Source organism: Mesorhizobium sp. M8A.F.Ca.ET.208.01.1.1, from assembly GCF_004791315.1.
GTDB lineage: Bacteria > Pseudomonadota > Alphaproteobacteria > Rhizobiales > Rhizobiaceae > Mesorhizobium.
The window spans coordinates 891,813-912,131 of record NZ_SRUT01000002.1; the positions used below are offsets into that span (position 1 = coordinate 891,813).

The 20,319-nt window shown below is 63.7% G+C and carries 17 protein-coding genes and 1 tRNA gene; 7 read left to right on the plus strand and 11 right to left on the minus strand.

Going from position 1 to position 20,319, the window contains the following annotated elements:
- Positions 1-484: 484 nt before the first annotated feature.
- Together EN851_RS14830 and EN851_RS14840 are read right to left on the minus strand one after the other, a co-directional pair.
- The gene (locus tag EN851_RS14830; protein WP_135929509.1) at positions 485-5,035 is read right to left on the minus strand and encodes a PAS domain-containing protein; all 4,551 of its coding nucleotides are present in this window, start codon (positions 5,033-5,035) and stop codon (positions 485-487) included.
- Positions 5,036-5,607: 572 nt separating this feature from the next.
- Positions 5,608-5,844 carry a hypothetical protein gene (locus EN851_RS14840; RefSeq protein ID WP_127872067.1) on the minus strand — a complete coding sequence of 79 codons (237 nt, stop codon included), beginning with the start codon at positions 5,842-5,844 and terminating at the stop codon, positions 5,608-5,610.
- Between the two features lie 186 nt (positions 5,845-6,030).
- Here EN851_RS14840 and EN851_RS14845 point away from each other — a divergent pair, with 186 nt between their 5' ends.
- Positions 6,031-6,246 (plus strand): hypothetical protein, encoded by a 216-nt coding sequence (locus tag EN851_RS14845; RefSeq protein WP_127872069.1) that lies wholly within the window; start codon positions 6,031-6,033, stop codon positions 6,244-6,246.
- A gap of 44 nt (positions 6,247-6,290) precedes the next feature.
- Here EN851_RS14845 and EN851_RS14850 read toward each other — a convergent pair whose 3' ends face one another.
- From EN851_RS14850 to EN851_RS14870, 5 genes are all read right to left on the minus strand, one after another.
- Positions 6,291-6,659, minus strand: a complete 369-nt coding sequence (locus tag EN851_RS14850; protein WP_127277831.1) for a cell envelope integrity protein TolA — start codon at positions 6,657-6,659, stop codon at positions 6,291-6,293.
- Between the two features lie 15 nt (positions 6,660-6,674).
- On the minus strand, positions 6,675-6,977 hold the full coding sequence (locus tag EN851_RS14855) for a hypothetical protein (protein ID WP_135863110.1): 303 nt from the start codon (positions 6,975-6,977) through the stop codon (positions 6,675-6,677).
- Positions 6,978-7,427: 450 nt separating this feature from the next.
- A tRNA-Glu gene (locus EN851_RS14860) sits at positions 7,428-7,502 on the minus strand.
- A gap of 90 nt (positions 7,503-7,592) precedes the next feature.
- A complete protein-coding gene (locus EN851_RS14865; protein ID WP_127277833.1) occupies positions 7,593-8,000 on the minus strand; it encodes a VOC family protein in 408 nt (135 codons plus the stop codon).
- A gap of 13 nt (positions 8,001-8,013) precedes the next feature.
- Positions 8,014-8,397 (minus strand): fimbrial protein, encoded by a 384-nt coding sequence (locus tag EN851_RS14870; RefSeq protein WP_127277834.1) that lies wholly within the window; start codon positions 8,395-8,397, stop codon positions 8,014-8,016.
- Positions 8,398-8,423: 26 nt separating this feature from the next.
- On the opposite strand from EN851_RS14870, the gene EN851_RS14875 reads away from it, so the two are divergent.
- Together EN851_RS14875 and rpoH are read left to right on the plus strand one after the other, a co-directional pair.
- Complete coding sequence (locus EN851_RS14875; protein ID WP_135929511.1) at positions 8,424-9,479, plus strand: RluA family pseudouridine synthase; 1,056 nt, start codon at positions 8,424-8,426, stop codon at positions 9,477-9,479.
- A gap of 190 nt (positions 9,480-9,669) precedes the next feature.
- Entirely contained in the window at positions 9,670-10,581 is a 912-nt protein-coding gene (rpoH, locus tag EN851_RS14880) for an RNA polymerase sigma factor RpoH (protein WP_015315375.1), read from the plus strand.
- Between the two features lie 260 nt (positions 10,582-10,841).
- Here the strand turns inward: rpoH and EN851_RS14885 are convergent, their stop codons facing one another.
- The 4 genes from EN851_RS14885 to EN851_RS14900 all read right to left on the minus strand — a co-directional run bounded on the left by EN851_RS14885 (position 10,842) and on the right by EN851_RS14900 (position 13,384).
- On the minus strand, positions 10,842-11,714 hold the full coding sequence (locus tag EN851_RS14885) for an MBL fold metallo-hydrolase (RefSeq protein ID WP_135929512.1): 873 nt from the start codon (positions 11,712-11,714) through the stop codon (positions 10,842-10,844).
- Positions 11,715-11,860: 146 nt separating this feature from the next.
- On the minus strand, positions 11,861-12,520 hold the full coding sequence (locus EN851_RS14890) for a peroxiredoxin (protein ID WP_015315373.1): 660 nt from the start codon (positions 12,518-12,520) through the stop codon (positions 11,861-11,863).
- Positions 12,521-12,734: 214 nt separating this feature from the next.
- Positions 12,735-13,100 (minus strand): cell division protein ZapA, encoded by a 366-nt coding sequence (locus tag EN851_RS14895; protein ID WP_127277837.1) that lies wholly within the window; start codon positions 13,098-13,100, stop codon positions 12,735-12,737.
- 11 nt (positions 13,101-13,111) lie between these two features.
- Positions 13,112-13,384: a DUF4164 domain-containing protein gene (locus tag EN851_RS14900; protein ID WP_015315371.1), complete on the minus strand. Its 273-nt coding sequence runs from the start codon at positions 13,382-13,384 to the stop codon at positions 13,112-13,114.
- Between the two features lie 262 nt (positions 13,385-13,646).
- On the opposite strand from EN851_RS14900, the gene tkt reads away from it, so the two are divergent.
- The 4 genes from tkt to EN851_RS14920 all read left to right on the plus strand — a co-directional run bounded on the left by tkt (position 13,647) and on the right by EN851_RS14920 (position 20,277).
- Positions 13,647-15,638 carry a transketolase gene (tkt, locus tag EN851_RS14905; RefSeq protein WP_135929513.1) on the plus strand — a complete coding sequence of 664 codons (1,992 nt, stop codon included), beginning with the start codon at positions 13,647-13,649 and terminating at the stop codon, positions 15,636-15,638.
- 205 nt (positions 15,639-15,843) lie between these two features.
- The gene (gene gap / locus EN851_RS14910) at positions 15,844-16,854 is read left to right on the plus strand and encodes a type I glyceraldehyde-3-phosphate dehydrogenase (protein ID WP_135863121.1); all 1,011 of its coding nucleotides are present in this window, start codon (positions 15,844-15,846) and stop codon (positions 16,852-16,854) included.
- 186 nt (positions 16,855-17,040) lie between these two features.
- Positions 17,041-18,921 (plus strand): potassium/proton antiporter, encoded by a 1,881-nt coding sequence (locus EN851_RS14915; RefSeq protein ID WP_127278666.1) that lies wholly within the window; start codon positions 17,041-17,043, stop codon positions 18,919-18,921.
- Between the two features lie 159 nt (positions 18,922-19,080).
- Complete coding sequence (locus EN851_RS14920) at positions 19,081-20,277, plus strand: phosphoglycerate kinase (RefSeq protein ID WP_135929514.1); 1,197 nt, start codon at positions 19,081-19,083, stop codon at positions 20,275-20,277.
- Positions 20,278-20,319: the final 42 nt, after the last annotated feature.

The window sequence follows — 20,319 nt, forward strand, 5'->3', positions numbered from 1 at the left end:
GGCGCCCGCTGAGGCCAATAGCCTTCGATTATAACAGTCGCATGACAGTTTCGTGTCAGCCCGGTAACGCGTCGCCCGCACCGGGAAAGGCGCTGATGCCCGGCGCTCGCGGCCCGGTCCGGGTTTACCGCCGGAATCAGGGGCTTGAGCCGTCCGGCGGCTGGAATCACCCAGGATTCGACCGAGCTTTCCCACGTGAATAAAATCCGGACGGGAGCGCGTTGCTCGCAGCCAGAGCGTGTCATGGCCGGGCCATCGCCAAAAACAGGTCCGTTGGGGTAGGTGACGCTGTTTCTTGCAGGCGGTCGCTGCTCCCGCCCGTAACCGAGAAGAGCGGAATTCGATTTTGCTATTGTTCCGGCTGGAGGCAGCCTTTGATATGGCGCGATCGCACCATAGTCACTGCACGCAGGGGTAGCGGCAAATCCCCTGCTGATTCCCTTGATTTGCCTCGCCGGATCCTGAAATCCGGGCGACGGGGGTGCTATCCCGCGTTGCGGTGGACCTGACGGCCGGCGCCAACCCAGCGCTCGACCTTCTCAAGCAAGGCCCTGGGGCTGATCGGCTTGGGCAGATAGTCGTCCATGCCCGCCTCCAGGCAGCGTTCGCGGTCGCCCTTGAGCGCATGCGCGGTGACGCCGACGATCGGCACATGCGTGCCGGTTTCCTGCTCCAGCAGGCGAATCGCGGCCGTCGCTTCGAGACCGCTCATCTCCGGCATCGAGACATCCATCAGGATCATGCACGGGTTGAGCGTGCCGAAAGCGTCGAGCGCCTTGCGGCCATTGCCGACGATCTCGAAACCATATCCGGTCTCGCCGAGGATCTGGGTGAAGACCATCTGGTTCACCTCATTGTCCTCGGCCACGAGGATATCCAGCCTGTGCCCGCCGACCGTGGCAGGCGGCCTGGGACGAACCGGTGGCGGCTGCAGCTGCGCGCGCTGCTCGGCTACCGCCAGAGACGACCGCAGGGCAACCTCGAGCACCTCGCCCGCTGGCGGCTGAACGGCGTGGCCGCTGGTGGTGTGGCGATGGCGCTGGATGGTCGCGACCAGCGTCTCCAGGAGCGCCGAGGAGCGTGCCGGTTTGATCAATTGCGCGTCGATGCCAAGATCGCGGTAGCTGGTGTTGGCAAGCGACTGGTCGACCGAGGTCAGCATGATGATCGGCGTGTCCGCGAGGCCCTCGGTATTGCGCACGATGCGCGCCATTTCGGCGCCGGTCATCTCGGGCATCTGGTAGTCGAGCACCACGCAGTCGACCGCCACGCCATAAGCTGCCGCGGCGATCAGCACCTTGAGGCCTTCGGCGCCGCTTTCGGCAGCGCAGGAATCGAACGTCCAGGAGGTCATCTGCTCGGTCAGGATGGCGCGGTTGACGGCATTGTCGTCGACGATCAGCACGCGTGCGCCGGTCACGTCCACCGGCGTGATGCGCTGCCCGTTCTGCTGCCCGGCCCCGGGCAGCGTCACCGTGAACCAGAATGTCGATCCCTTGCCCTCGGCGCTCTCGACGCCGATGTCGCCGCCCATCAGGTCGACCAGCCGCGAGGTGATGGCAAGGCCAAGGCCGGTGCCTTCGTGGCGCCTCGTCGACGACGTGTCGACCTGGCTGAATTTCTCGAACACCAGTTTCAGCTTTTCCTCGGGGATGCCGATGCCGGTGTCGGTGACCGAGATCGTCAGCCTGGTTCCCGTCGGAACCCGTTCTCCGGTCACGTCGACCAGCACATGGCCTTCATCGGTGAACTTCACCGCGTTGCCGAGCAGGTTGGTGACGATTTGCCGGATGCGGCCGACATCGCCGATGAACAGCCTTTCGAGCCGCGGCTCGATACGCACGATGAGCTCGAGGTCCTTTTCCTTGGCCCGCGTCGACACCAGCGTCGCCACGTCCTCGATCGCCTCGGCGAGATTGAAGGGCGCCGGATCGAGCACCAGCTGGCCGGCATCGATCTTGGAGAAATCCAGGATGTCGTTGATGATGGTCAGGAGCGCGTTGCCCGATTTGACGATGATGTCGGTGAAGGTCTTCTGCTTCAGATCGAGATTGGATTTGGCCAGGAGTTCAGCCATGCCCAGCACGCCATTCATCGGCGTGCGGATTTCGTGGCTCATATTGGCGAGGAATTCCGACTTGGCGCGGTCGGCGAGCACGGCGCGCTGGCGTGCCTCGCTGAGCTCCGCTTCGCGTTGCTTGAGCTCCGTAATGTCGGTGGTGGAACCGATCAGGTAGAGCGAACCGTCGGAGGCGATCATTGCGCCCTTGCGGGCAAACTGATGCCTGACGCTGCCGTCGGGAAGGCGAACCGTCTCCTCGATCTCCTGGGTCTCGCCGGTACGCAGCACGGCGAGATCGCTGGCCACGAAGGCCTCGCCATCCGGCCCGAATATCTCGACGTCGGTCTTGCCGATCGCCTCCTGCTTGCTGAAGCCGGTGAGGTCGCACCAGCCCTTGTTGACATAGAATTGCCGGAGGTCGGAGCGCTTGGCGTAGATCGACACCGGTACGTTGTCGATCAGGCTGCGGAACACCTCGTTCTCGCGCATGCTCTCTTCCAGGGCTTGCTCGCGTGCCTTGACGTCGGTGATATCGGTGCTGGAGCCCACCAGATGCACCGATCCGTCGGTGGCCACCAGGCGGCTCTTGCGCGTCATCAACTGCCGCACCCTACCGTCACGATGGGTAACGGGCTCCTCGACTTCGCGCACATTGCCGTTCGTCACGACATCGGCGTCGTCCTGGCTGAAGCCCTCCGCTTCCTCGCCGCTGAACAGCTGGCGGTCGGTCCGGCCGATGACATCGTCCTTGGTGAGGCCGGTGAGCGCGCACCAGGCCTTGTTGACGAATTCGATGCTCAGGTCCTGCGCCTTGATGAAGGCGGCCACCGGCAACTCGTCCATGACGTGGCGGAAGAGATCGATCTGGCGCATCGAGTCACGGAGCGCGGCCTCGCGGCTCTTCAGGTCGGTGATGTCGACGCGCACGCCGATGAACGTGCCGTCGCCGGTGCGCATGTCATAGACCTGGTACCAGCGTCCATCCGCATTGAGGCGCTCATAAGAAGAATTGGGCAGACGGTACCGCGCCAGGATGCCGTCGAGCCAGCGTTCGGAATCGACTTCGTACAGGCTGTCGATCCCGAGATCGCCGCTCGAACGGAAATAGCCGACCGAATGGCCGAACTCCAGCGCTTCGCGGAAGGTGCAGCCGGGCTGCCAGAAGGGTTTCAGCGCCGGCAGCGTATCCTGCAGCCTGCGGTTGGCGAAGACGAACTTGTCGTCCCGGTCGTAGATGATAACGCCGGCCGGCAGCGATTCCAGCACGTTGGCGAGATGCTTGCGCGCATCTTCGGCTTCGGTCTCGCGCCGCTTCATGTCGGAGATGTCGAAGAGAAAGCCGGCGACATAGTCGCGGCCGCTGGCCACGCGGACGCGATTCTTCCTGACGATGCGCGAACGGCTGGCGCCGCCGGCCTCGAAGCTTTCTTCCACTTCGTATTGCTGTCCGCTGGCCAGCACCTCGCGTTCGCTGCTTTCGAACAGCGCGACCTGGTCCGGCCCGAGGAAATCGCTTCCCGGCCTGCCAAGCATGGCTTGCGGCGCCTGCTTGAACAGCGCCGCGAAGGCCTCGTTGACGAAGACGAAGCGCAGATTGTCGTCCTTGACGAAGATCGGATCCTTGACGCCGTTGATCACCGCTTCCGCCAGCCGCGCCTTTTCCAGCGCTTCGGCGAGTTCGGCCTCGCGATCCTTCATGTCGGTGACATCGACATAGGAAATGAACCGCTTGCCGCCGGCCAGCGGCGCCATCGACGAGATCAGCGTCCGGCCGTCATTGCGCGGAAACTGCCGCGATCCGGCTATGCCGGACCTGATTTCAGCCTCGCGCTCGGCCACATGCCGCTGCCATGTCGCGTCGTCCGAACCATACGGGTCGATCTCGCGGCTCGCGTCCATCAGCTCGCGGAAGCTGCAGCCGGTCTCGGCGCGCCGGGCGTCGATCTGCCAGAAATCGTAAAAGGCACGGTTGATGACCTCGGCACGCATGTCGGCGTCGAGGACGAGAACACCGATCGGCATCTGATCGACCATGGTGCGCAGATTGGCGAAAGTCTCGGCGATCTTGGCGTTGGCATTCTCGATCTCGGCGTCACGCCGCTTGACCTCGGTGACCTCATAGTAGGTCAGCAGGCGCTTGCCTCCCGACAGAGCCGTGACGGAGAACATCATGGTCCGCCCGTCGGCGTGGGCAAACTCCCGAGGCGCGACGGTACCGGCCCTGATCTCCTCGACGCGGGTGGCGAGGTAGCGCTGCCATTGCTGCTCGTCGATGTCGCCATAGATGCCGTTGCGGCGGTTGAGTTCCATCAACAGGCTGAACGGTGCGCCCACGGTCACGGCCCCATCCGGAATCCTGGAGAGATCGCGATAGGCCTTGTTGACGATCAGTGTGTCGAGCCTGGCGTCCAGAAGCACGACGCCCATGTGCATGGCGTCCATCGTCCGCTCGAGATCGGCAAGATGCCGGACAGGTTCGCCGTCAACCGGCGGTTCCCTGCCCTCGAAGGCGCTGGCCAGCGCGGTGACGTTGCGGCCCATGCCGCGATAGCCGGCAAATTTTCCTTCGCCGTCGAAACGCGGGAAGCCTGAAGTCAGCACCCAGCGGCAGTCGGGGCGGCCACCCTTCAGTTCGTAGACGAAGTCGCGGAACGGCCGGTGCGCCTGCAAATCCTCCAGATGGCCTGCCGCGCTGCGGTTGCCCTTCAGGACCTGATTGAGAAAATCGAAGCGGAACCGGCCAAGCACCTCAGCCGGATCGATACCCGTCGCCGCCTGGTAGCCTTGTGAAAGCCAGGAAAAGCGCAGTTCCGCATCGGTTTCCCAAATCCAGTCCGAGCCCGCTTCGACAAGTTGGCGCAGCGCGTCTGCGCCATCCATGTCGACGCCGGATGATCCGTCGCCGCCATGCGCGGCGGCCTTGCCGGGCTCGCGCTTGCCGCGCGCGCCGATTGCTTCGTCCACTTCCGCCATGCTGTCCCCACCCCGAAAATCAAGGCCGAACCCTCCCTCCGCGGTTCGTCGGCGGAATGTGCCGCAGAAGCATTAACGATCCGCTAACCTTAACGGCGCAACCGGCCTGTTCCTGCTGCGTTATTCCGTCCGGTTGTGGCGTGGAGCAAGGCCGCGCTATAAGCATGCGCAGGGGTGGTGCTAATGTATGGACGGATAGGGCCTTTCTTGCTGGGCGTGGCGCTGCTTTTCGGCGGCGGCTGCTCGCGCAGCTATGACGGCACGGTCATTATCCCACGACCGCTCGACGCCAGGCGGATCTGGGACCGGCCGCCGCCCAATATCGACTACCAGCCTCAGGTCGACACTGGCGCCTTTCCGGGACCGCCCCAGCAACCCGGGCGGGTTTCCGACCGCAGAGTCAAGCCTGCCGTGCACAGGCGGTATCAGACCAAGGTATCACCGCCGCCTCCGCTCGAAAAACAATTGGCATGCAGGAACGTGAGCGCACCCGGCCAAAGGGTTCGCATGGTCTGCGAGTAGAACGGCTCGGCGCTTGACAGCATCACCCAGCTGTTCCGGCGAACAGTATCCTACAGCGATGCCGCGCCCTTCCTCGGTTCCTTGGCCCCGAGTTTGTCGAGTGCCAGCCGAACCTGGCGCAGATCCTCCTGCCAGCCGTCATCGTCCCCCATTGGGCCCTCCGACGCCGCTCGCTGCAGTCCGCGCGCCTCGGATTCGATCTTGCGCAATTCGGCGATCTTCTGGTCGGTAGTCAGGGAGCCGTCTTCGACGATCTCCAGGACCCTCATTTCCCTAAACGTGGCCATGGCGTTTCTCCTGCCTGATACCGACCACAACGCCGGGCGCAGGTCCATGTTCCAGCCGGACTCTAGCCAGGGTCGCGGCCGTCGGCAGGCCGATGCGTCGAGCCATACGATCAATCAGGCGTTACCGGTGGCTGGCCTTGAAACCTTTGCCCGTGCTGCTGCGTTGAAGGGCGAAGGAGAACGCGGATGTCGATCCACTTCACGGTATCGGAACTGACAAGAAACCTTTTTCACTCTCTCGGGCTGGATCACGAGCGTGCCCCACGGCCGCTCAATGCCGAGCAAAACCTGTTGCTGGAGTGCTATCTCGCAGGGCAGATTCCGGAATCGGCCTGGAGCGACTATGTCTTCGAGACACCGGACCTGGCACGGCATGCCGAACTGCGGCGCCTGAGCCATTGATCTGCCGGCTGGGGAAAAAGGCTCGGCAGCAATTGTCTTGAGAGCTATTTCTTGGGTGAAACGAATTGCAACGTGAAGACGTTGCCGCCAATGCCTTGCGCCAGATCAGGTGAAAAATTCAGCGGCGTGCAATTCTTGACCGCGGCGACGGCCGCATCAATGAACGACTTGCGCGCCTTCTCGTCCCCGGCCACCTTGGCCGCGGTTGGCCGCGGCGGACCGATCAGAGTGCCGTCGCGCTTGAAACTGAAGCTCAGGGTTACAGTCGAATTCCCGGCATCGGCGGGCGGCGTCCAGCATGACTGGATCGCGGCTCCGACATCGTCCATGTTGTTGAGTGTTGCGGCATTCGACGGACAGACGATCCCTGTCGACATCACACCCGCAATGACCAGTTCGGCAACACCCTTCATCGCAAGCCCTCATCGTCACGACCAGCCGGCAATCCGCACGGGACCGCCGGGATCGATGGTAGAGCCAACACCGGCAATGGCAATATCCCTTGCCAAAAAGTTGTTCGGACAGAGCATGGCCAATGTGAGCCAATAGCCGAAAACAAAAAGGCCGGCACTGAGCCGACCTTTCCTTTTCACCTCGGCAGTTGCGCCAGTACATCCGTGGTCGCGGGCCGAAAGCGAATTGACCCCAATAGACAGGCTATTGGTAAACCAAACCTTAACGCGCCTGTCGTCCCACGCGCCCAGTCGGGAATCGCTGAGCCGCGAAGCCATCCTCTTGCGGCAGGACGGCCTATGCGACCGCCCTGAATTCGGCTTCTGGCACCGTCCCGAGACCCGCGCACTGCGCGCACACCATGGTCTTTCCGGGACAACCACTTTGATGCGTCCCTTGCGGGCAGCAATGCCCTTTTGACGCACGCCATCTAGAGCAATCGAAAACCTTGCCGCCGCCATGGCAGTGCGTGCATATCATCGTCACGGAAGTCATTCCAAACTCTACCCGACCCGAAATCCGCGTTGCCGCGAAAGCTACCCCGCCCCGCAAGTATCAGAGATCGCAGCGCTTTCAAGCGCCGCGGCCTGACTTAAATTGGGTGGATCCGGGCACACGACGTCCCCGGCTCTCGCGGCATTTGCGCGCTCTTTCGAGGCATGCAGAGCCCATGCCGGTACTGGCCGGTGTTGTTGGATTGTCTGGAGATCAACGACCGCGCCGTTGCTTGGTACGCCCAAGGGGAATCGAACCCCTGTTCCCGCCGTGAGAGGGCGGTGTCCTGACCGCTAGACGATGGGCGCGCTCAAGAAGGGGCGATATAGGCTGGCGGCTGGCAAAAAGCAACTGGGGTTCGGCGGCTTTGCGGCAGCGGACGAAAAACAGCCCGCAAGCTAGCGTTTCGGCTGGATCAGATCCCACAGATTGCCGTGGAGATCGGCGAAAACCGCCACCGTTCCATAGGGCTCAAAACGGGGCGCTTCGCGGAATTCGATGCCCTTCTCCAACATCGCGGCATGATCGCCGGCAAAATCGACGGTTTCGAGGAAGAGAAAAACCCGGCCGCCGGTCTGGTTGCCGATGCTTTTCCTCTGCGCCTCGTCGGATGCCTCGGCAAGCAGCAGCCTGGCGCCCTGCCCGTTTGCCGGCGCGACGATCACCCAGCGTTTGCCGTCGCCGAGATCGACGTCCTCGAGCAGCAGAAAGCCCAGCCGGCCGACATACCAGGCGATCGCTTCGTCATAGTCTGCGACAACCAGCGCCACGGTCGCGACACGGCGATGTTCGGAGTATCCGGCCACCGTCTTTGCCTGCCTATTTGTTGCGGATTGCAAAACGGCCGATCAGGCGGCGCTCTGCTATATCATAGACGAAGATCGCACGGCTCCCATCCGCGAGTTCTGCATCGATCGAAAGACGATCGCCCGACAGCGACTGACTGACCACCTTGGCGCCCACCGGCAGGACGATATCGGCGCTGGCCGGCTCGCCCGCCGGCGTCTGGACGTCGCCGGACAGCGCCGGGTTGGCCGGCGGCGCCTTGCGTGATTTGTAGACAATCGCCGCGATCACCACCATAAGAGCCAGAAAGAGCAGGCCGAGATTGATGGCCATGAAGCGGATGAGCTTGCCGCGCAGCTTGTCGACCTCGGGGTCAAGCGGCTTTTCCTGTTCTTCATCGGCATCGGGCCGGGCCATGGCAAATATTCCGGAATGGTTTTTCGATGAGCGCTCATAGCGAAGAGGCCCCCGAATTGATAGAGGACCTGTTGATAGGGGCCGCGCCCACCTTGCTGGTCGCCGGCGCGGATGCGGCCGGCCAACGCCTGGACCAGTGGCTGGCAGCGGCCCTCGGCCCGGACATGTCTCGCAGTCGCGTGCAGATGCTGATCAGGCAAGGCGCCGTCGTCATCGACGGCAAGCCGGTCGACGAAACCAAGCGCAAGATGAGCGCCGGCGAAAATGTGTCGGTGGCCATGCCGGAACCGGAGCCGGCGCAGCCACAGGGCGAGAACATCGCACTCGACGTGCTCTACGAAGACGACGAGTTGATCGTCATCAACAAGCCTGCGGGGCTGGTCGTGCACCCCGGCGCCGGTAACTGGACCGGCACGCTGGTCAATGCGCTGATCCACCATTGCGGCGACAGCCTGTCTGGCATCGGCGGGGTACGCCGGCCGGGCATCGTCCATCGCCTCGACAAGGAGACAAGCGGCGTCATGGTGGTCGCCAAGACCGACCGCGCCCACAAGGCGCTGTCGGAGGCCTTCGCCGACCACGGCCTGACGGGCGACCTAGAACGAGCCTACCTTGCGCTGGTCTGGGGCATACCGCAGAGGCCGACTGGAACGATCGACGCGCCGCTTGGCCGCGCCGCCGACCGGGTGCGCCGCGCTGTCGTGCCGGAGGGCCGCGACGACGCGCGCCACGCCGTCACCCGCTTTGCCGTGCAGGAGCGTTTCGGCGAGGACCAGCGGGAATTCGCCACCGCAAGCCTCGTCGAATGTCGGTTGGAAACCGGCCGCACCCACCAGATCCGCGTTCACATGGCCCATATCGGCCACCCCGTTATCGGCGACCCCGATTACGGCCTGGCGTTCCGTACCAAGGCCAACCGACTGCCGGAGCCCCTGAAAAGTCAGGTCAAGGCATTTTCCCGGCAAGCTTTGCATGCCTGGCTCCTTGCATTTCGGCATCCCACCACCCATCTAACGATGAGGTTCGAGGCGCCGATACCGGGGGACATGGAGGAACTCGTCGGCAGCTTTCGCAAACTCTGAACCTGCCATCAAAAAACCTGAGTGGCATTGTTCACTTCAACGTGACACACTGTTTCGTGTTGAACAAATGCCTGTCTTTTCTGGTTTTGTTCCTGTATAAGTTCTGATGTCGCGGGCGAGCCTTTTGGTGCTCGCGTCACATGCCCGCCGCGTTTCGGGGGCATCACTCCAATAGAGAGGGGGCGCTATCATGGCCCAGTCGTTACCCAGTATCGTTTCCGGCGAAGGCGGCCTCAGCCGCTATCTGGAAGAAATCCGCCGCTTTCCCATGCTGCAGCCGCAGGAAGAGTACATGCTCGCCAAGCGTTACGCCGAGCACGAAGACACCACGGCCGCGCACAAGCTCGTCACCAGCCATTTGCGGCTCGTCGCCAAGATCGCCATGGGCTATCGCGGCTACGGCCTGCCGATCGGCGAGGTGATCTCGGAAGGCAATGTCGGCCTGATGCAGGCCGTCAAGAAATTCGAACCCGAGCGTGGTTTCCGTCTCGCCACCTACGCCATGTGGTGGATCAAGGCCTCGATCCAGGAATACATCCTGCGCTCGTGGAGCCTCGTCAAGATGGGCACGACCGCCAACCAGAAGCGTCTGTTCTTCAATCTCCGCAAGGTGAAGGGCAAGATCCAGGCGCTGGACGACGGAGACCTCAAGCCCGACCAGATCGCCGAGATCGCTACGCGGCTGAACGTTTCCGAGGCCGAAGTGGTGTCGATGAACCGCCGCCTGTCCGGCGACGCGTCCCTCAACGCGCCGATCCGGGCGACGGAAGGCGAGTCCGGCGAATGGCAGGACTGGCTGGTCGACGACCACGAAAGCCAGGAAGAGATGCTGATCGAGCAGGACGAGCTGGAAAACCGGCGCGGCATGCTGTCGGGCGCTCTGGCCGTGCTCAACGATCGCGAGCGGCGCATCTTCGAGGCGCGTCGTCTCGCCGAGGAGCCGCTCACTCTGGAAGAACTGTCGGCCGAGTTCGATATCAGCCGCGAGCGCGTTCGCCAGATCGAGGTGCGCGCCTTCGAGAAGGTGCAGGATGCCGTCAAGGCCGCCGCCAAGCGCCAGATGCAGGCGCTGCGTACCATCGAGGCACAGCCGGCGGCTTAAAGCCGGGATCAGCCAGGAATATCAAGGCGGCGTCAGGAAACTGGCGCCGCTTTTTTGTTTGGCGAAGCCGACGACACAGCCCTTTCTCCCCGTCACTCTACGGGGAGAAATGTCCGGCAGGACAATGAGGGGCGGCACCGAGATTGCGCGATTGCCACCGGCGCAGCAACTGCCAAACATCATCGCCAAACGTCGGCGCCGCCCCTCATCCGGCTGCCGCCACCTTCTCCCGTTTACTAACGGGGAGAAGGGACCGACCCTCACAACCCGTCCAGTGGAAATTTGAGGTACCGCCGGCCATTGGCTTCCGGTTCCGGCAGCCGGCCGCCATTCATGTTGACCTGCAGCGCATGCAGGATCAGCCGCGGCATCGGCAATGTGCGGTCGCGCGCCTCGCGTAGCGCCACGAACTCGGCCTCGGTGCGCGCGGCGACAAGATGGGTGTTGGTGGATTTCTGTATCGCCACGGTGCTTTCCCACAAGGGCTCGCGGCCACCGGGCTGATAGTCATGGCCGACGAAGACACGCGTCTCGTCGGGCAACGCCAGGATGTCCTGGATCGAGCGCCAGAGCCGTGCGGCGCTGCCGCCAGGGAAATCCGCCCTCGCCGTGCCGCTGTCGGGCATGAACATCGTGTCATGCACGAAGACCGCATCCCCCACCACATAGGTGATCGACGCCAGCGTATGTCCTGGCGAGAACAGCACCTTGACCGGAAGGGTTCCGATCCGGAACGTCTCGCCCTCGGCGAACAACCTGTCCCACTGCGTGCCGTCGGCGCGAAAATCGGGCCAGTTGTAGATGACCTTCCACAGGGCCTGGACGTCGACGATCCTGTCCCCGATCGCCACCGGCGCTCCGGTCTTCTGTTTGAGGTAATGCGCCGCCGAGATATGGTCGGCGTGCGGGTGGGTGTCGAGGATCCATTCGAGCTCCAGCCCGTTCTCCCCGACGAAACCGAGCAGGGCATCCGCGCTCCTCGTACCGGTGGCGCCGGATCTCTCGTCGAAATCCAGGATCGGATCGATGATGGCACATCGCTTCGTCGCCGGGTCCGTGACGACATACTGAATGGCCCCGGTCGGCTTGTCATAGAAGCCGCTGACCAAAGGCCTGGCCAAAGCTACATCCACGTCCGGCTCCCTCACCCCACGGCCGGCAGGAACGATTTTCTCCACCGGAACCCATTGCGGGCATGGTTGTCCGCTCCCGCGGGCCAGTCAAGCATGACTTGGCTCGCAGAAGCGGAAAAACCAAAAACGGTTGCGACGCGTTGGCTTCAGGCGGAAGGCTGTTTGGTCTTCCTGAGATAAGGCAGGATGGTCTCGTAGGCGCCGAAGCGCTTGATCGCATCCTCGTTGGAAACGGCGGCGGTGATGATGACGTCCTCGCCCTGCTTCCAGTTCGCCGGTGTCGCCACCTGGTGCTTGGCTGTGAGCTGCATGGAATCGACCGCGCGCAGGATCTCGTCGAAGTTGCGCCCTGTCGTCATCGGATAGGTCAGCACCAGCTTGATCTTCTTGTCCGGTCCAATGACGTAGACCGAGCGCACGGTGGCGTTGTCGGCGGGCGTGCGGCCTTCCGAGGTCTCGCCGGCGCCGCCTGGCAGCATGTCATAGAGCTTGGCGACCTTGAGGTCCTTGTCGCCGATCAGCGGATAATGCACCGAATGGCCGGTGGCCGTCTTGATGTCGTCCTGCCATTTGCCGTGGCTTTCGACCGGGTCGACCGAAATGCCGATGATCTTGACGTTGCGCTTCTTGAACTCGCCCTCGAGACCCGCCATCGTACCAAGCTCGGTCGTGCAGACCGGCGTGAAATTCTTCGGATGGCTGAACAGGATCGCCCAGCCGTCGCCGATCCAGTCATGGAATTTGATGGCTCCCTGCGTGGTTTCTGCGGTGAAGTCCGGCGCAATGTCGTTGATACGAAGACTCATGACCTATCCCTACCCCTTGTGAAATGTAGCCGGTATTCTTTTCGCCGGCCGGTGCCGGCGCCCGATCGTAGCACCGCAGCGTGACTGATTAAACGCTGGAGATGACGGCTATTCAGCCGGCGGGCAAAAATTTTTCCGTGTCCGCGGATCGGGCGCGAAAAATAAGGCGCGACATCGGGCATGAGACAAACGCCAGGGATCGGCGAGGCGCGCCTCAGGCCTTGGTGATCGCCAGCGACGTCGCCAGATCTTCCATCCGCTGCGCCAGGGCGCCAAGCGCGCTGGTCAGCACGCTGTCACTCTTGTCGGCCTTGGTCAGCGCCTCGTCGCGCGTCTTGCGCAAGGTCAGCACTTCGCTCTCCATGCCCTTGACGCGCTTCTGCAGTTCGGAAAGCTCGTCCATCACCATGATGCCGGCCATGACGGTCAGCCGCTGGTCGCCGATCTCGCCAAAGGAATCCTTCAGATGCGAGACATAGCGGTCGAAGCGTTCGGCGAGATCGATCAGATGCTCTTCCTGGCCCTCGTCGCAGGCCATGCGGTACTGCTTGCCGTCGATTGAAACCGTGACCTGTGCCATCGGGCCAGCTCCTATCTGTCCAACACGGCGCGGATGGTTTCCATCGCGGTCACCAGCCGTCGCGAGACTTCCTTGTTGGCGTCTTCCAGCCGTTCGGCGCGCGCTTCGGAATTGTCGAGCTCCTGCGCCAGCCGGGAGCGATCGGCATTCATCCGCTGCACTTCGGCCTCGGCTTCCGAATAGTCTCGTTCATGCTCGAGCTTGGCCGCGACGGCATTTTCCAGCCCCTCGATGGCCTTGCTCAGCCTGGCGATTACTTCCTTGAGCGTGGTTTCCCCGGTCATGGCCTTCGTCCTGTGCCCTGCCCATCACCGAATCGTTCGCGTTCAGAACGCGTTATGTCAGAAACATTAGGCACCGGGTGAAGGCAACGTCAACAAAGCTCTCGCGACTGTCCCCCGCTAACGCTAATGTAGGCCCGCCGACGGCATCACAAGACCGGCAAATCTGCACCCGATTTGTTGACTAAAAGCCCGCGCCTGCTATGTGTCGCGCACCCTTTTCAAGGGCTCTCCCAAGCCCTCAAACCCCCACCTCGGAGGAACCATGACGTCGCGTGAACAACATGACCGGATGGCCAATGCGATCCGTTTTCTCTCCATGGACGCCGTCGAGAAGGCGAATTCCGGCCATCCCGGCCTGCCCATGGGCTGCGCCGACATCGCCACGGTGCTGTTCACCCGCTTCCTGAAATACGACCCCAAGGCCCCGCACTGGGCCGACCGTGACCGCTTCATCCTGTCGGCCGGCCATGGCTCGATGCTGCTCTACTCGTTGCTGCATCTGACAGGCTACGAAGACATGACCATCGACCAGATCAAGCACTTCCGCCAGTTGGGTTCGAAAACGGCGGGCCATCCCGAATACGGCCATGCCACCGGCATCGAGACCACGACCGGCCCGCTCGGCCAGGGCCTCGCCAATTCGGTCGGCTTCGCGCTCGGCGAGCGCATCATGAACGCCGCCTTCGGCAATGACCTCGTCGACCACTACACCTATGTGCTGGCCGGCGACGGCTGCCTGATGGAAGGTGTGTCCCAGGAAGCCATCGCGCTTGCCGGTCACCTCAAGCTCAACAAGCTGATCGTCTTCTGGGACAACAACAACATCTCGATCGATGGCCCGGTATCGCTCGCCGACAACACCGACCAGGTCGCCCGCTTCCAGGCCTCCGGCTGGAACGCCAGCCATATCGACGGCACCGATCCGGAAGCGATCGCCTATGCCATCGAAGCTGCCCGCCATTCCGACAAGCCGACGATGATCGCCTGCAAGACGACCATCGGCTTCGGCGCCCCGACCAAGGCCGGCACCAACAAGGCGCACGGTTCACCGCTCGGCGCCGACGAGATCGCGGGCGCGCGCAAGTTCTTCAACTGGGACTCGCCGCCCTTCGAGATTCCGGCCGACATCCTCGACGCCTGGCGTACCGCCGGCAAGGCCGGCGCCAAGCCGCGCACCGACTGGGAAGGCCGCCTGGCCAAGGCCGATCCGAAGCTGAAGGCCGAATTCGAGCGCCGCCTCGCCGGCAAGCTGCCGGGCAAATTCGACGCCGTCATCGCCGACTACAAGAAGAAGCTCTCGGCCGACAAGCCGAAGGTCGCCACCCGCAAATCGTCGGAAATGGCGCTCGAAGTGATCAATGGCGCTGTGCCGGAGACCATCGGCGGCTCGGCGGATCTGACCGGCTCCAACAACACCAAGACCAGCCAGACCAAGAACATCACGCCGGACGACTACGGCCAGCGCTATGTCCACTACGGCATCCGCGAGCATGGCATGGCTGCCGCGATCAACGGCTTGACGCTGCATGGCGGTCTCATCGCCTATGGCGGCACCTTCATGTGCTTCTCCGACTATGCCCGCCCCTCGATGCGGCTTGCCTCGCTTATGGGCATTCGCTCGATCTTCGTCATGACCCATGATTCCATTGGTCTGGGCGAAGACGGCCCGACCCACCAGCCGGTCGAGCACCTGGCGGCCCTGCGCGCCATCCCGAACCACAATGTGTTCCGTCCGGCCGACGCCGTGGAAACCGCCGAATGCTGGCAGATCGCGCTCGAATCCGAAAAGACGCCGTCGACCCTGGCGCTGACCCGGCAGAACCTGCCGACCGTGCGCACCGAGTTCACCGAAAAGAACCTGAGCAGCCAGGGCGCCTATGAACTCGCCGCCGCCAGCGGTGAAGCCGCGGTGACGATCTTCGCCTCCGGCTCCGAGGTTGAGATCGCGCTCGGCGCCCGCGACCTTCTGGAAAAGCATGGCCACCCGACCCGTGTCGTCTCGGTGCCCTGCTTCGAACTGTTCGACAAGCAGAGCGACGCCTATCGCAAGAAGACCATTGGCGACGCGCCGATCAAGATGGCGATCGAGGCCGGCATCCGCCAGGGCTGGGACCATCTCATCGGCTCCGATGGCATCTTCATCGGCATGACCGGCTTCGGCGCCTCCGGCACCATCGAGCAGCTCTATCCGCATTTCGGCATCACCGCCGATGCGGCTGCCAAGGCCGCTGAAGCCCGCCTTCACGGCAAGTGAGGCCCGGGCAGGTCGCCCAAAATTGCATCGCGGCGTTGGGAACGACATGCACCAAACAAAATCCGGCGAGATCGCGTGAAAAGCGGTTTCGCCGAACTGGCCTAACCTAATCGATTTAAATCTGGCCCGCTGCGGCTGGATTCTTCGCCCGTCCGCCGCTATGAAGCTGCGGACCAATCGCCTTCCAGCTCCCAGGGAGAGAATAATGACCGTCAGAGTTGCCATCAACGGATTTGGCCGCATCGGCCGCAACATCCTGCGCGCCATCCATGAGTCCGGCCGCAAGGACATCGAGGTCGTCGCCGTCAATGATCTCGGCCCGGTCGAGACCAATGCCCACCTGCTGCGCTTTGACAGCGTGCACGGCCGCTTCCCCCATGAAGTGTCGGTCGACGGCGACCAGATCACCGTCGGCAAGGAGAAGTTCAAGGTCACGGCGATCAAGGACCCGACACAGTTGCCGTGGAAGGAACTCGGCGTCGACATCGCGCTCGAATGCACCGGCATCTTCACCGCCCGCGACAAGGCCGCCGCGCACCTGACCGCCGGCGCCAAGCGCGTGCTGGTCTCGGCTCCCGCCGACGGCGCCGACCTCACCGTCGTCTACGGCATCAATCACGACAAGCTGACCAAGGACCACATCGTCATCTCGAATGCGTCCTGCACCACCAACTGCCTGGCGCCGCTTGCGGCCGTCCTGCATGAAACGGTCGGCATCGAAAAGGGCATGATGACGACGATCCATTCCTATACGGGCGACCAGCCGACGCTGGACACCATGCACAAGGATCTCTACCGCGCCCGCGCCGCCGCCCTGTCGCAGATCCCGACCTCGACCGGTGCCGCCAAGGCGATCGGCCTCGTGCTGCCCGATCTCAAGGGCAAGCTCGACGGGATCTCGATCCGCGTGCCGACGCCGAATGTCTCGGTCGTCGACTTCAAGTTCATCGCCAAGCGCGCGACCACGGTCCAGGAAATCAACGAAGCGGTCATCGCCGCCTCCAACGGCAAGCTGAAGGGCATCCTCGGCGTTACCCATCACCCGAACGTGTCGATCGACTTCAACCACGATCCGCGCTCCTCGATCATGGCGCTCGACCAGACCAAGGTGATGGACGGCAACTTCGTTTCGGTGCTGTCGTGGTACGACAATGAATGGGGCTTCTCCAACCGCATGAGCGACACCGCCGTGGCTTTCGGCAAGACCATCGCCTGATCGAGGATCTGTCTTCCCGACACTCGAAACGCCCGGCTTCGTCCGGGCGTTTTCGTTTGCCGGAGCAGCAACGCGAAAATCGGCGGCGCGGGGCAAAAAACCACCCTCCCGCCTTGCACTGGTCACGCCTTCGCCCCACTCTCCCGTAAAGCCAGCAAGCAGAGGAATTCGAGGGGCAAATCACGGATGGAGCATGCGATCTATCTCGTTACGCTGGTCGGCACGGCGCTTGTTGTCGCCGCCGCGTTTTCGAGCCTGATCGCCTTCCGCTTCGGCGCCCCGCTCCTGCTCCTGTTTCTGTGCATCGGGCTCGCCACCGGAACCGACGGCCTCGGCATCCAGTTCGACAACGCCCGTATCGCCTATTTTGCCGGCTCACTGGCGCTCGCCGTCATTCTGTTCGATTCCGGTTTCGGCACGCCGCTCAACGCCTTGCGGCAGGCGGCAGGACCGGCCCTGTCGCTGGCGACCTTCGGCGTGCTACTCACCACCGGCCTGTTCGGCGCCGCCGCCTACTATCTGCTCGATCTCAGCTGGCTGGAATCCTTCCTGCTCGGTGCCGCCGTCGCCTCGACCGACGCGGCGGCGGTGTTCTTCCTGCTGCGCGCCGGCGAGATCAATCTGCGCGAGCGCGTGCGCTCCACGCTCGAGGTGGAATCGGGCACCAACGATCCGATCGCCATCTTCCTGACCATCACGCTGGTCGAGATCATCGCCGCCCACGCCAATCCCGAAGCCAATGTCCTGGTCACCAACCTGATCCTCGGCTTCCTCGTCAACATGGGCCTCGGCGCCATCGTCGGCGTGCTTGGCGGCCTCGCCATCGTACGCCTGGTCGATCGGCTCAACCTCGACCATGGCCTGCTGCCGATCTTCGTGCTGACCCTGTCGCTGATGGTCTTCGCGGCCGCCGGCGCGATTGGCGGCTCGGGCTTCCTGGCGGTCTATATCGCCGGGCTCATCGCAGGCAATTCCGACATCCGCGCCGTCACCATCCTGAAGCGCTTCCAGGACGGCATGTCGTGGCTGGCGCAGATCATCATGTTCCTCATCCTCGGCCTGTTCGCCACGCCCTCGCAATTTCCGGCGATCATGGTGCCTGCGATAGCGCTTGGCCTGTTCCTGATGTTCATTGCCAGACCTGTCGCCGTGTGGCTCTGCCTGATCCCATTCCGCCTGCCGCGTCCCGAAGTCGCCTTCGTCTCCTGGGTCGGCCTGCGCGGCGCCGTCTCGATCCTGCTCGCCATCACACCGCTGCTCGGCGGGCTGGAGAACGGCCGCAGCATCTTCAACGCCGCCTTCATCATCGTTCTGGTGTCGCTGGTCATCCAGGGCTGGACGGTCGGCCCGCTGGCGCGTCGCCTCGGTCTGATCGTGCCGGCGCGGCTCGGACCGCTGGACAAGGTCGAACTGGAACTGCCTGGCTCCGCGCATCACGAGCTCCTTGCCTATCGCGTGGCGCCGGGCAGCCCGGTGGCGCGCGGCGAGCGCATCCCGCGCTGGGCCCGGCCCTCGCTGGTGCTGCGTGACGGCCGTTCGATGCGTTTCCAGGACATGGGCCGGCTCGCCGCCGGCGATCAGGTCTACATCTTCGTGCCCGACCGCTATCCGCGCCTGCTCGACAAGCTGTTTGCCAGCCGCGCCGTAGTCGACCCGGAGGATGCCGATTTCTTCGGTGCCTTCGCCGTCGATCCGGCGCGTTCCGCAGCCGAACTGGAAGCCGCCTATGCGCCCGGTCTCACCGAGGCCGAGCAGAAACAGACCGTCGGCGCGCTGGTCACGGCGCGGCTCGGCGGCCATGCCGAATATGCCGACCGCGTGCTGCTCGGCCCGATCGAGCTGATCGTCAGGGATGTCGACGACAAGGGCAGAATAACGGGCCTCGGCCTGTCCTTCGAGCCGACCGCGCCGGTGGCGCGGGTGCCGGTCTTCCTCAGCGCCGGCGAGATGGGCGACCGTCTGAGCGCCTTTATCCGCAACTGGCGCAAGCCGGCCGAGGCGCAGGTGGCGGCACAAGCGGATGACACCCCTGAGCCGCCGGTCGAGAAGGCATCGGTCGAACGCTGACTCGGGCGACCGTTTGCACCGCCCCCACATACGCCGGAGTGGTATTCACGGACTATGTCCGCGCCGGTCTCAAAATTTCGCATCCGACCTCGGCCTAAGCCTTGCATCGCCGCCGATGCGGGGTATGGTCCCGGCGATTTTCAGACGAAAGGGACCGGCATGGCTGCCTTCAAGACACTGGACGACATCGGCAACATAAGCGGCAAGCGCGTGCTGGTGCGCGTCGACCTCAACGTTCCCGTCGCCGACGGCAAGGTCACCGACGCCACCCGCATCGAGCGCATCGCGCCGACCATCGCCGAATTGTCCGGCAAGGGTGCCAAGGTCATCCTGCTCGCCCATTTCGGCCGGCCCAAGGATGGCCCCTCGGCCGAATTCTCGCTGGAGCCTATCGCCAGGGCCACCGCGCAGGTGCTCGGCCGCCCCGTCGGCTTCGCCTCCGATTGCGTCGGCGACACGGCGGGCAGCGCTGTCGCCGCCATGGACAAGGGCGACGTGCTGCTGCTCGAAAACACCCGCTTCTACAAGGCCGAGGAGAAGAACGATCCCGCCTTTGCCGAACGGCTCGCCGCCAATGGCGACATCTTCGTCAACGACGCCTTTTCGGCGGCCCACCGGGCGCACGCCTCGACGGAAGGGCTGGCGCGCCTGCTGCCATCCTTTGCCGGCCGCACCATGCAGGCCGAACTCGAGGCGCTGGAGAAGGGCCTGGGCAATCCGGTGCGTCCGGTCGTCGCCATCGTCGGTGGCGCCAAGGTCTCGACCAAGATCGACCTGTTAATGAACCTGGTGAAGAAAGTCGACGCGCTGGTTATCGGTGGCGGCATGGCCAACACCTTCCTCGCCGCGCGCGGCACCGATGTCGGCAAGTCGCTTTGCGAGCATGACCTGGCCCCGACCGCCAAGCAGATCATGATCGAGGCCGCCGAAGCCGGCTGCGCCATCATCCTGCCGGTCGACGGCGTCGTCGCCAAGCAGTTCAAGGCGGGCGCCGCCTGCGAGACCGTCGCCATCTCCGACGTGCCGGCCGACGGCATGATCCTCGATGTCGGCGCCAAGACCGTGACGACGATCGGCGAATGGATCGACCGCGCGGCGACGCTGGTCTGGAACGGTCCGCTCGGCGCCTTCGAGATCGAGCCGTTCGATCACGCCACGGTGGCGGCGGCCAAACATGCGGCCGCGCGCACAAAGGCCGGCAAGCTGGTCTCGGTCGCCGGCGGCGGCGATACGGTGGCGGCGCTCAACCATGCCGGTGTCGCCGACGACTTCACCTATGTCTCGACCGCCGGCGGCGCCTTCCTGGAGTGGATGGAAGGCAAGCCGTTGCCCGGCGTCGACGTGCTGAAGCGCTGAAGCGTTCGGCGGCTCCCCGGCAATCCGATCAACTCGAAGGGA

Coding starts and splice junctions, on each gene's coding strand:
- EN851_RS14830 (WP_135929509.1), bottom strand. CDS start 5,035: ATGGCGGAAGTGGACGAAGCAATCGGCGCGCGCGGCAAGCGCGAGCCC.
- EN851_RS14840 (WP_127872067.1), bottom strand. CDS start 5,844: ATGGCCACGTTTAGGGAAATGAGGGTCCTGGAGATCGTCGAAGACGGC.
- EN851_RS14845 (WP_127872069.1), top strand. CDS start 6,031: ATGTCGATCCACTTCACGGTATCGGAACTGACAAGAAACCTTTTTCAC.
- EN851_RS14850 (WP_127277831.1), bottom strand. CDS start 6,659: ATGAAGGGTGTTGCCGAACTGGTCATTGCGGGTGTGATGTCGACAGGG.
- EN851_RS14855 (WP_135863110.1), bottom strand. CDS start 6,977: ATGGCTTCGCGGCTCAGCGATTCCCGACTGGGCGCGTGGGACGACAGG.
- EN851_RS14870 (WP_127277834.1), bottom strand. CDS start 8,397: ATGGCCCGGCCCGATGCCGATGAAGAACAGGAAAAGCCGCTTGACCCC.
- EN851_RS14875 (WP_135929511.1), top strand. CDS start 8,424: ATGAGCGCTCATAGCGAAGAGGCCCCCGAATTGATAGAGGACCTGTTG.
- rpoH (WP_015315375.1), top strand. CDS start 9,670: ATGGCCCAGTCGTTACCCAGTATCGTTTCCGGCGAAGGCGGCCTCAGC.
- EN851_RS14890 (WP_015315373.1), bottom strand. CDS start 12,520: ATGAGTCTTCGTATCAACGACATTGCGCCGGACTTCACCGCAGAAACC.
- EN851_RS14895 (WP_127277837.1), bottom strand. CDS start 13,100: ATGGCACAGGTCACGGTTTCAATCGACGGCAAGCAGTACCGCATGGCC.
- EN851_RS14900 (WP_015315371.1), bottom strand. CDS start 13,384: ATGACCGGGGAAACCACGCTCAAGGAAGTAATCGCCAGGCTGAGCAAG.
- tkt (WP_135929513.1), top strand. CDS start 13,647: ATGACGTCGCGTGAACAACATGACCGGATGGCCAATGCGATCCGTTTT.
- gap (WP_135863121.1), top strand. CDS start 15,844: ATGACCGTCAGAGTTGCCATCAACGGATTTGGCCGCATCGGCCGCAAC.
- EN851_RS14915 (WP_127278666.1), top strand. CDS start 17,041: ATGGAGCATGCGATCTATCTCGTTACGCTGGTCGGCACGGCGCTTGTT.
- EN851_RS14920 (WP_135929514.1), top strand. CDS start 19,081: ATGGCTGCCTTCAAGACACTGGACGACATCGGCAACATAAGCGGCAAG.